We start from the raw sequence: 10,990 nt of genomic DNA, 5'->3' as shown, positions 1-10,990 counted from the left end.
ATTCGACGCAGCCCCCCTCGACAGCTCTGCCCGGTGCAGTGCTGGACGAGCCGGTGCCCACCCCCGACGACCTGATCGCGGCCGTGCGCTCCCGCGTGGACGCCCTCGGCGGGCCGGTCGCCGATCCCGAGTTCCGGTCGCGCCTGGACGCCCGCCTCCCGCGGCTGGTCGATCTGCTCGCCGCGGTCTACGCGCGTCGCGACGACCTCGTCGAGCAGATCGTCGCCCTGGTCGAGCTCGCCGCGACCTCCTGGCAGGAGCGCCCGGAGGACCTGCGCGTGCTCGATCGTGCCCGCGGGCAGCACCCGGACTGGTTCCTCTCGAACAAGGCCCTCGGCGGCGTCTGCTACGTCGACCGCTTCGCCGGCGACCTCGCGGGGCTGCGCGCCGAGATCCCGTACTTCCGCCAGATCGGGCTGAACTACCTGCACCTGATGCCGGTCTTCGACGCTCCGGAGGGGGAGTCGGACGGCGGCTACGCGGTGTCCAGCTACCGCCGCGTGCGCCCGGACCTCGGCGACATGGACGATCTCCGCCTGCTCGCGGCCGAGCTGCGCGAGCACGGCATCGCGCTCGTCGTCGACTTCGTCTTCAACCACACCTCGAACGAGCACGAGTGGGCGCGGAAGGCGCTCGCGGGCGAGCAGCGCTACGAGGACTACTACTGGATCTACCCGGACCGCGAGCAGCCGGACGCCTTCGAGCGCACCACCCGCGAGATCTTCCCGGACGACCACCCCGGCTCCTTCGTGCAGCTCGAGGACGGGCGCTGGGTGTGGGCGACGTTCCACCGCTACCAGTGGGACCTCAACTACTCGAACCCCGAGGTCTTCCGCGCGATGGCGGGCGAGATGCTCTTCCTCGCCAACCAGGGCGTCGACGCGCTGCGGATGGACGCGGTCGCCTTCATCTGGAAGGAGCTCGGCACCACCTGCGAGTCCCAGCCCGAGGCGCACCTGCTGCTGCGCGCGTTCAACGAGGTCTGCCGGCTCGCCGCGCCGTCGCTGCTGTTCAAGTCCGAGGCGATCGTGCACCCCGACGAGGTGATCGAGTACATCGACCTCGAGGAGTGCCAGCTCTCCTACAACCCGCTGCAGATGGCGCTGACCTGGGAGGCGCTCGCGACCCGCGACGTCCGGCTGCTCGCCCAGGCGCTCGAGCGGCGGCACGCGCTTCCGGCCGGGACGGCGTGGGTCAACTACGTCCGCGGGCACGACGACATCGGCTGGACCTTCGCCGACGAGGACGCCGCCGAGCTCGGCATCGACGCGGCCGGGCACCGGCGCTTCCTCAACGACTTCTACACCGACCGCTTCGAGGGGACCTTCGCCCGGGGCGTGCCGTTCCAGGAGAACCCGCGCACCGGCGACCGCCGGGTGTCCGGCACGACCGCCTCGCTCGCGGGCGTCGAGGCGGGCGACCCCTACGGGATCGACCGGGTGCTGCTCGCGCACTCCATCGCCCTCAGCACCGGCGGTCTCCCGCTGCTCTACCTCGGCGACGAGGTGGGACAGCTGAACGACCACACCTACCTGGACGATCCGAGCACCGCGGGCGACTCCCGCTGGGTGAACCGACCGCGGCGGCCCGCCGAACGCTACGCCGAGCGCGAGACTCCGGGGGCCGACGCGGCCGAGATCTTCGGCGGGCTCCTGCACCTGATCGCGGTGCGCAAGCGGACGGACCTCTTCGCGGGCAACGCGCTCACGGTCTTCGACGCGGTCAACGACCACGTGCTCGGCTACCAGCGCCCCGGCGACGGCGAGGCCGTGCTCGTCCTGGCCAACGTCTCCGACGAGGCGCAGGAAGTCGCGCCGGAGCGCTTCGGCGGCTTCGCGCCCGAGGCGGTCGACCTGGTGACCGAGATCGCCGTCGACCTCCGCGAGGGCTTCCGCCTCGCCCCCCTGCAGTTCGTCTGGCTCCGCGTGACCCCGGCCTCCGCCTCGCCGGCCGAGTAGTCCGCAGAGCCTTGCTGGTCGAGTGGACCCGCAGCTCCATGCTGGTCGAGTAGCCCCGGAGGGGCGTATCGAGACCCACCGTCGCGCACGGGCGATGCATCCATGTTGGTCGAGTAGCCCCGCAGGGGCGTATCGAGACCCACCGTCGCACGGAGGCCGGTCTGCAGAGCCGGCCTTCCGGCGACGGTGGATCTCGATACGCCCGCTGCGCGGGCTACTCGATCAGCATGGTGGTCGCTGCTCGGGCTGCTCGATCAGCATGCTCGAACCCGGCTTGTAGCCTGGTCCGATGACACCCGCCCCCCGCGCCGTCCTCTCCCGCCTGCTCCGGGACGCGACGCTGGCGCGCGGAGTGGCCCGCGACCTGCTCACCGCGCGGCGGGCCCGCCGCGACGTCGCCCGCGAGCTCGCGGCCCGGGCGCCGCTGACACCCGGCGTCTTCGAGATCGGCGTCTACTTCGCCGACGGCGACATCAACCTCTACCAGCTGCGCCAGTGGTACGCGCCGCTACAGGAGCTCGCCAAGACCCATCCGGTCGTCCTCCTCTCCCGGAACGCCACCGCCACCCGGGCGCTGCTGCGCGAGAGCCCGCTCCCGGTCGCGCACGTGCGCTCCGTCGCCGACCTCGAGACCGCCATCGACGAGCAGCCGCTGCGGATCGTCCTCTACGTCAACCAGAACGCGCGCAACTTCCAGATGATGCGCTACGGGCGCCGCTGGCACGTCTTCGTCAACCACGGCGAGAGCGACAAGATGTACATGACGACCAACCAGTTCAAGGCCTACGACTACAGCTTCATCGCCGGCGACGCCGCGCTCGCGCGCCTGCGCCGCGTGCTCTGGGACTTCGACTTCGACAAGCGCGCGATCGCCATCGGCCGCCCGCAGGCGGACCACGTCTCCGGCCGCACCCCCTACCCCGCGGACGAGCGCCGCGTCGTGCTCTACGCGCCCACCTGGGAGGGCGACCGCCCCGCCGCCGGCTACGGCTCGATCCGCACCCACGGCGTCGCGCTCACCCGAGCCCTGCTGGCCGACCCGCGCTACCGCCTGGTCTACCGGCCGCACCCGCGCAGCGGCGCCGTCGACCCGGCCTACGGGGCGGCGGACCGAGAGATCGTCGCGCTGATCGCGGCGGCGAACGCGGCGGATCCGGCGGCCCGGCACGTGCACGACACCTCCGCCGAGCTCGGCTGGCAGCTCACCGCCGACATCGCGGTGCTGGACGTCTCGGCCATGGTCTACGACCGGCTCGCGACCGGCCGACCGCTGCTGGTCACCCGGCCGATCAGCCCGGCGGCCGAGGTCGACGAGTCCGGCTACCTCGGCGATGCGGAGTGGCTGCGCGCCGAGGACGCGGCCGCGATCGTCCCCCGGCTCGAGAGCGTCGAGCACGACGAGGCGGCGGTCGAGCGCCTCGAGCGCTGGGTCGCCCACTACTTCGGCGACACGAGCCCCGGAGCCGCGACCGCCCGCTTCCACGCGGCCATCGAGCAGCTGCTCGCCGAGTGGGACCGGCACGCCGAGCTGCACCGCGACGACGCCGCCGTCGACGAGCACGATCCCGAGCACTGAGCGGGCCGTCGGCCACGCTGCCGGGCACCCCTCCGGCGCCCGTCCGTCAAGCCTTCTCCCGCGGCGCGGGCGGCCGTCCGGGCCCCGCTACGCTCGACGCATGATCACCCCGCGCGCCTTCGCCCGCTCCCGCCGGCGTGCCGCCGCGCCGGCCCAGCCCGTCGTCGAACCCGACATCGTGGTGTCGAGCGACCCGGAGCGACCGCAGTTCACCATCCGCTCGTTCCGGATCGGCCTCTTCGGCGGTCTCGGCGTGCTCGTCGCCCTCGTGGTCGGCGGACTGGTCGTCTCGCTGGGCACCGTGCTCACCTACGTGTTCGTCGCCCTGTTCTTCGCCCTCGGCCTCGACCCGCTCGTCTCCTGGCTGGAGAGCAAGAGGATCCCGCGCGCGCTGGCGATCACGATCGTGCTGGCCTCGGTGCTGCTGATCTTCGCCGGGCTGCTCCTCTACATCATCCCGATCCTGATCGAGCAGCTCACGATCTTCGTGACGAGCGCTCCCCGGATCGTCTCCGACATCGCCTCGCAGCCGTGGGTGCTCGACCTGGAGCGGCAGCTCAGCGGCGTCGTCGACGTCGACTCGCTCATCGGCAGCGTGCAGAGCTTCATCGGCAACCCGAACAACCTGCTCTCGCTCGGCGGCGGCATCCTCGCGGTCGGCAGCGGCATCGCGAGCGGCGTCACCGGCGCGATCATCGTGCTGATCCTCACCCTCTACTTCCTCGCCTCGCTGCGCTCGATGAAGTCGGTCGCGTACCGCTTCGCGCCCGCCTCCCACCGCCCGAAGGCGCGCGAGGTCGGCGAGGAGATCACCGGCGCGGTCGGCCGCTACGTCGTCGGCCAGGTCTCGCTCGCGGCGGTCAACGGCGTGCTGACCTTCATCCTGCTGCTGATCATCGGCGGCCCGGTGCCGGCGCTGCTGGCCTGCGTCGCCTTCCTCGGCTCGCTGATCCCGCTCGTCGGGACGATCTCGGGCGCCGTCATCATCTCGCTCGCCTGCCTGCTCGCCTCGCCGGTGACGGCGCTCGTCGCGGCGATCTACTACCTCGTCTACATGCAGGTCGAGGCGTACGTCCTCAGCCCGCGGATCATGAACCGCGCCGTGTCCGTGCCCGGCGCCGTCGTCGTCATCGCGGCCGTCGCGGGCGGCACGCTCGCGGGCGTGCTGGGGGCCCTCGTGGCGATCCCCGTCGCGGCCTCGGTGATCATCGTGGTGCAGAAGGTCGTGTTCCCGAGGCAGGACACCAAGTAGGGTCCTCTGGCGCGTCGCTTCGCGACGGCGCGGGGCGGCTCGGGGCGCGTCACTGCGTGACGGCGCGGGTGCGGTACCTCGCCGCGGCTCCCTCCCGCGCGCCTGCGGCGCGCCCGCCAGACCCGAGCCAGGAGCCGCGACGAGGCACCGCACCCGCGCCTCGTGCTCGGCGGCGGGCCTCAGCATGCTGGTCGAGCAGCCCCGGAGGGGCCCGTCCATGCTGGTCGAGTAGCCCCGGAGGTGCTCATCCATGCTGAGCGAGTGGGCCCTTAGGGGCCCATCCATGCTGGTCGAGTAGCCCCGGAGGGGCCCATCCATGCTGGTCGAGTAGCGCCGCAGGCGCGTATCGAGACCCATGGTTGTCAGCAGGGCAGATCTGCAGACCCGCCTGCTGACGCCGGTGGATCTCGATACGCCCGCTGCGCGGGCTACTCGATCAGCATGACGGCGCCGCAACCATGCTGGTCGAGTAGCCCCGGAGGGGCGTATCGAGACCCGCCGTCCTCAGCGGGGCGGGTCTGCAGGCTCGTCCTCCCCTGACGGTGCGGGATCAGCGGAAGGGCGGCACTGTGCTGTCGATCGTGCTGGTGAAGGCGGTCGCCGACGCCGGGAGCTCGGGCGCGGACCCGGGGGCCCGCACCGCGGGGAGAGTGCGGGTGACCAGGGGGACGGTGCCCGCCCAGACGCCGGGGGTCTGAGCGTCGTCGTCGGAGGGGCCGGCGGCGCGGATCTTGAGGCTCGCCTCGGCGAGGGGCAGGCGCAGGACGAGGGTGGCGGCGATCTCGCGGGCGGTGCTCGGGCGGGTCTCGGCGGGGCGGCCGGGGAGGAGGCGCTCGGTCAGCAGGTCGAGGGCACGGGCCTTGCCGGGGCCCTCGACGGGCTCGGCGCGGCCGAGGATCATCGCGGAGCGGTAGTTCATCGAGCTGTCGAAGGCGGAGCGGGCGACGACGAGGCCGTCGACGAGGGTCACGGCGACGGTGAGCAGCGAGCCGCGCGCCGCCTCGCGCAGGAGGCCGCCGCCGCTCGAGCCGTGCAGGAGGAGGTCGTCGCCGTCGCGGGCGAAGAGGATCGGCAGCACGATCGCGGCTCCGTCGCGGACGACGGCGACGTGCGCGATCAGCGCTTCGTCGAGCAGGGCGTCCAGGGCGCCGCGGTCGAGGACCTGGCGGTCGCGGAGCCGGGTGACGCGGGTGCGGTCGGTGGTGTCGAGGGTGTCCATGGTCCGAGGATCGCGTCCGCACTGGATCTGCGAGAATGCCAGGGAGCCACGGGTCGAGTGGTCCAGAACGGGGGAGTCCATGGCGTCCGGTGATCTCGAGGTGCCGCTGCTGCTGCGTGCGCCGGAGCGCGGAGCGGTCCGCTCCGGGCTGGCCGAGGCGCTGCGGGCGGCGGTGCTCGACGGGCGCTACGGGGCCGGCGATGCCATCCCGTCCAGCCGGGTCCTGGCGCAGCAGCTGGGGGTCTCGCGCGGCTCGGTCGTCGCGGCGGTCGATCAGCTGGTCGGCGAGGGCTACCTCGTGGCGCACCCGCGCGCGGCGGTGACGGTGGCGGCGGACGGGGTGGTCGTGCCGATCCGGTCCCGGGTCGAGCGGGCGGAGCCGGCGGTGTTGCCGGCGACGGCCCGGCTGGATCTGCGGCCGGGGCGCCCGGACACGCGCGATCTCGACGGGCCGGAGTGGCGGGCCGCCTGGCGGCCGGCGCTCTCGGCGCCGCCCTCGGAGCTGCCGTCGGCGGCGGGGCACGCGGGTCTGCGGAGGCGGATCGCCGAGCAGCTGCGGCGCTCGCGCGGGATCGACGTCGAGGCGGAGGACGTCCTCGTGACGAGCGGGACCGCGGATGCGGTCGCCCTGCTGGTGCGGGCGGCCGCCATCGCGCTCGGCCGTCCGGTGCGGGTCGCGGTCGAGGACCCGGGCTACCCGGCGGTCCGGCGGCGGCTGCGCGCCGAGGGGCACGAGGTCGTGGGGGTGCCGGTCGACGCGGACGGCATCGACCTGGACGCGCTCGCGACGAGCGGCGCGGACGTCGTGGTCGTCACGCCTTCGCACCAGTACCCGACCGGGGGCCGCCTGGCGCTCGCCGCCCGGCTCGAGCTGGTGCGCCGCGCGGCGACGGAGCGGCTGCTGGTGATCGAGGACGACTACGACAGCGAGTTCCGCTACGTCGGCGCACCGCTGCCGGCGCTCGCGTCGCTCGACGGCGGCGGGGGAGTGGCGCACGTCGGCTCGTTCTCGAAGACGGTGTCGCCGTGGCTGCGGGTGGCGTATCTGACTCTGCCGCCCTCGTCGTGGCTGCACGGGGCGGTGCGGGAGGTCGACGCCGAGCGCGACGCCTCCGTCTCGGGCCCGACGCAGGAGGCGCTCGCCGCGTTCATGGCGGGCGGCGGCTTCCGGCGGCACCTCACCCGCTCGCGGCGCCGCTACGCGCACCGTCGCGGGCTGGTCCGCGACTTCTCCGAGGCGATCGACTGGGGCTCGGCGCGCGGACTCGACGGCGGGCTGCACGTGGTGCTCGGGCTGCCCGCGCCGCTCACGGCGAGGGCGGTCGTGGCGGCGCTCGCGGCGGAGGGGCTCCTCGTCGCTCCGCTCGACGACTACGCCCTGGCCGACCGCGCGGAGCAGGAGGCGCTGGTCCTCGGCTACGGCAGCGCGAGCGATCTCGAGCTGACCGCCGCGCTGAGCACGATCGACCGGACGGTCCGCGCTCTGCTCGGCGGCGACGCCGGTGTCCGTGGTATCCCTGGAGGATGACCGCCGACTCCGCCCTGCACATCACCGACGACGCCGACGCCGACGCGCTGCTCTCCCGCGACCCGCTCGCCCTGCTGATCGGCATGCTGCTGGATCAGCAGGTCGCGATGGAGACGGCGTTCTCGGGACCGCTCAAGCTCGAGCAGCGCCTGGCCGAGGAGGGGTCGTCCTTCGACGCGGCTGCGATCGCGGACTTCGACGAGGACCGCTTCTCGGAGCTGTCCCGGACACCCCCGGCGATCCACCGCTACCCGGCGAACATGGCCGGCCGGGTGCAGACCCTCTGCCGCGCGATCGTCGACGACTGGAACGGCGACGCCTCGGCCATCTGGACCCGCGACGACCCCGACGGCCGCGAGGTGCTCGCCCGCCTCAAGGCGCTGCCCGGCTTCGGCGACCAGAAGGCCCGCATCTTCGTCGCCCTGCTCGGCAAGCGCCGCGGCTTCGAGGGCGAGGGCTGGCGCGAGGCCGCCGGCGCTTACGGCGAGGAGGACTCGTTCCGCTCGGTCGCCGACATCGTCTCGCCCGAGTCCCTCGCGAAGGTCCGCGCCACGAAGCAGGCCGCCAAGGCCGCCGCCAAGGCCAAGAAGTAGTGCATCGCAGCTCGCGCCCCGGCTTCTGAGCGGACCGCGCCGTCCATGCTGGTCGAGTAGCCGCGCAGCGGCGTATCGAGACCCCGCGTCGTCCGGTGGGTGGATCTCGATACGCGCCCTGCGGCCGCTACTCGATCAGCATGCTGCGGCGGCCGCCACGCATCCGACTGCTGCGGTTGCGGCCGCGCCTGCGACTGCACCTGCGACTGCGCCTGCGCCTGCCGCGCCTGCTGCGCCCGCTGCGTCTGCTCGACGGCCTGCTGAGCGGGACGCAGCCCTTCATGCTGGTCGAGTAGCCGCGGAGCGGCGTATCGAGACCCCGCGTCGTCCGAAGGGCGGATCTCGAGAGGCGCCGCGCAGGCGCTGTTCTATCAGCGGGGAAGCGGTGGACCGAGAGGCGCGGGAGCATGTCCTGCCGGTAGCGTGACGCCGATGCTGCCGTCCGACACCGCGCACCTGCGCTTCCGCGAGATGACCGAGGCGGACCTCGATCTCCTGGCCGAGCTGCTCGGGGATCCCGAGGTGATGCGCTACTACCCGGCCCCGAAGACGCGCGCAGAGGCCGCCGACTGGATCGCCTGGAACCGGCGCAACTACGAGCGCGACGGCGTCGGGCTGTGGGTCATCGAGACGGCGGACGGCGACTTCGTCGGGGACTGCGGCCTGACCTGGCAGAGCGTGAACGGCGTCCCCGAGCTGGAGGTGGGCTACCACGTCCGCTCCTCGCTGCAGGGGCGGGGTTACGCCACGGAGGCCGCGACCGCCTGTCTCGAGCTGGCTCGACGGTGCGGCCTCGCGGAACGCCTCGTGGCGATCATCCATCCCGAGAACAGCGCCTCCCAGCGCGTCGCCGAGAAGATCGGGCTCCTCGTCGCCGGTGAGGACCGCGACGGAGGCCCGCTGGTGCGGATCGTCCTCGCGACGCCGCTCGACGGGTCCCGGTCCCGTCCCGAGGAGGGTTGAGAGACCGGAGAACGGTTCGGCCTGAGCTGCGCGGCCGAGGTCGTCCGGTGGGTGGATCTCGATACGCGCCCTGCGGGCGCTACTCGATCAGCATGCTGCGGCGGTTGCCACGCCTTCGACTGCTGCGGATGCGGTGGCGGCTGCGACTGCTGCACCTGCTCGACGGCCTGCTGAGCGGGCCGCGCCCTCCCCTGCTGGTCGAGTAGCCGCGCAGCGGCGTATCGAGACCCCGGAAGCCGGATCGACTCGTCGATTCCGTTCGGCAGGTGGCCGGCGTCCTCACAACGAAGGCTGAGTGCGTCGAACACGAGCGGGTCCGCTCGTTCGAGACGCTCAGCCTTCGTCGTGCGGGCGCCGAAGGCTAGAGGCGGTCGGCGAGGGCCGAGATGAGGGCCGCGCGGTCCTCGCGGAGGATCGAGGCGCCCGCGCCGGGGATCGTGCGGACCTCCGCGCCGTGGTCGGCGAGCACATCACCGAGCGAGGAGTGGCCCAGCGGGTCCTCGGGCAGCACGACGAGCGTCGGCACAGGGAAGGCGTCCGGAGCGTCGGCGGCGCCGCGCGCCGTCAGGCCGGAGGCGGACTCCGGGTCCCAGAGCGCGTGGGCCGAGACGTCGAGCTCGATCTGCTCGTCGGTCCAGATCGGGTGGCGGTGACGCAGGTCGTCGGCATCGCCCTTCTCGACGTGCGCGATCGAGCCGCCGCGGCGCAGAGCGCTGCCGAGCCCCTTCGCGTCGGAGAAGGCGGGGTCGAGCAGGATCAGCCGTTCGGCGCGGTACTCCGGGGCGAGCCGCGCGGCGACGACCGCGCCGAGGCCGTGGCCGATCACCAGGTCGGGGGTCTGCAGCACCGAGGCGCGCACGTCCTCCGCCCAGTGGTCGACGGAGTAGGCGGGCGACTTCGGCGAGCCGCCGTGCCCGGCGAGATCGGGCGCGACGACGCGGTAGCCGTGCTCGTGCAGCGTCGGCACCAGGGCGTACCAGACGCGCGAGTCCGTGCCGAGGCCGTGCAGCAGCAGGGCGACCTTCTCGCCCGTTCCGCCGTAGTCGCGGACGTGCAGCTCGAGCGGTTCGGCACCGGCCGCGAGCGCCTTCCGCTCGGCCTTGGTCGGCGGGAGCACGAAGGTGTTGCCGAACTCGCGCGGGGCCGGACCGAAGGCGTCCCGCGCGCTCTGCACGACCTTGCGGCCGAGCATCGCGTTGCCGACGCCGCCCAGCGCGGCGCCGATCCCGAACGGCATCGCCCGCCCGACCAGCCCCGCGCCCTGCTGCGCGAGGAAGTGCTTGGCGAAGGACTTCTTGGCCCGGTCGGCCAGCTCGCCGACGAGGAACGACGGCAGCCCCTTGGTCACCACCGAGCCCCAGTACTGGTTCATCCCGGTGCTGGTGCCGGTCGCGTGCCCGGCGACCTGGCGCACCAGCTCGCTGCCGGAGGAGCCCATCATCAGCGTGAGCACGAGGGCGCGGGCGCGGTCCGGGTCCTCGAGGCGGATGCCGTGCACCTCGGTGACCGACTGCGCGAAGAGGGCGCTCGCCTCGAGGAAGCCGATCGCGCCGGCGCCGGAGAGCGCGACGGACGCGGCGGTGCCGATCCCGGGGACGACCGCGGTCGCTCCGATGGCCGCGCCACCGGCGGCGACGCTGGAGAGGTACTGGCGCTCGAGCGAGGTGATCAGCTGCTCGGGAGTCGCGTTCGGCCGGCGACGCCGCAGCGCCCGGATGTTCGCGAGGACCGCGGGCCGCTGGACGGCGAGGACGCGGTCCAGGATCCGGGCCAGCTGCGCGTTCTCGACGTCGGCGGTGCCGGCCTGCTCGAGCTCGTCGCGGTCCTTGCGGTCCTTCTTCGAGGACATGTCTGCACTCCTGCGTCGTGAGGACCCGCGCGTCGCGCTGTCACGGCGAGCT

Annotated in this window: 9 protein-coding genes; 7 read left to right on the top strand and 2 right to left on the bottom strand. The window is 73.3% G+C overall.

The annotated features are described in order from the left end of the window. Positions 1–53: 53 nt before the first annotated feature. The 3 genes from C1I64_RS10570 (at position 54) to C1I64_RS10560 (ending at position 4,786) form a co-directional block, all read left to right on the top strand. Positions 54–1,958 (top strand): amylosucrase, encoded by a 1,905-nt coding sequence (locus C1I64_RS10570; protein WP_127887172.1) that lies wholly within the window; start codon positions 54–56, stop codon positions 1,956–1,958. A gap of 289 nt (positions 1,959–2,247) precedes the next feature. Continuing rightward, positions 2,248–3,534, top strand: a complete 1,287-nt coding sequence (locus C1I64_RS10565) for a hypothetical protein (protein ID WP_244209446.1) — start codon at positions 2,248–2,250, stop codon at positions 3,532–3,534. Between the two features lie 100 nt (positions 3,535–3,634). After that, positions 3,635–4,786 carry an AI-2E family transporter gene (locus C1I64_RS10560; RefSeq protein WP_127887171.1) on the top strand — a complete coding sequence of 384 codons (1,152 nt, stop codon included), beginning with the start codon at positions 3,635–3,637 and terminating at the stop codon, positions 4,784–4,786. 550 nt (positions 4,787–5,336) lie between these two features. Here C1I64_RS10560 and C1I64_RS10555 read toward each other — a convergent pair. Continuing rightward, positions 5,337–6,005 carry a pyridoxamine 5'-phosphate oxidase family protein gene (locus C1I64_RS10555; RefSeq protein WP_127887170.1) on the bottom strand — a complete coding sequence of 223 codons (669 nt, stop codon included), beginning with the start codon at positions 6,003–6,005 and terminating at the stop codon, positions 5,337–5,339. Positions 6,006–6,084: 79 nt separating this feature from the next. Between C1I64_RS10555 and pdxR the strand changes: the two genes are divergently transcribed. The 4 genes from pdxR (at position 6,085) to C1I64_RS10535 (ending at position 9,089) form a co-directional block, all read left to right on the top strand. After that, on the top strand, positions 6,085–7,533 hold the full coding sequence (gene pdxR / locus C1I64_RS10550) for a MocR-like pyridoxine biosynthesis transcription factor PdxR (RefSeq protein WP_164874509.1): 1,449 nt from the start codon (positions 6,085–6,087) through the stop codon (positions 7,531–7,533). Beyond that, a complete protein-coding gene (locus C1I64_RS10545) occupies positions 7,530–8,126 on the top strand; it encodes an HhH-GPD-type base excision DNA repair protein (protein WP_127887168.1) in 597 nt (198 codons plus the stop codon). The genes pdxR and C1I64_RS10545 overlap by 4 nt, the downstream gene beginning before the upstream one ends. A gap of 95 nt (positions 8,127–8,221) precedes the next feature. After that, positions 8,222–8,422 (top strand): hypothetical protein, encoded by a 201-nt coding sequence (locus tag C1I64_RS10540; protein WP_127887167.1) that lies wholly within the window; start codon positions 8,222–8,224, stop codon positions 8,420–8,422. A gap of 136 nt (positions 8,423–8,558) precedes the next feature. After that, a complete protein-coding gene (locus tag C1I64_RS10535; RefSeq protein WP_127887166.1) occupies positions 8,559–9,089 on the top strand; it encodes a GNAT family N-acetyltransferase in 531 nt (176 codons plus the stop codon). Between the two features lie 361 nt (positions 9,090–9,450). Here the strand turns inward: C1I64_RS10535 and C1I64_RS10530 are convergent, their stop codons facing one another. After that, on the bottom strand, positions 9,451–10,938 hold the full coding sequence (locus tag C1I64_RS10530; RefSeq protein WP_127887165.1) for an alpha/beta fold hydrolase: 1,488 nt from the start codon (positions 10,936–10,938) through the stop codon (positions 9,451–9,453). Positions 10,939–10,990 lie beyond the last annotated feature (52 nt).

This window comes from Rathayibacter festucae DSM 15932, from assembly GCF_004011135.1.
GTDB classification, from domain to species: Bacteria; Actinomycetota; Actinomycetes; order Actinomycetales; family Microbacteriaceae; genus Rathayibacter; species Rathayibacter festucae.
This window is presented reverse-complemented; position numbering and strand designations above follow the sequence as displayed.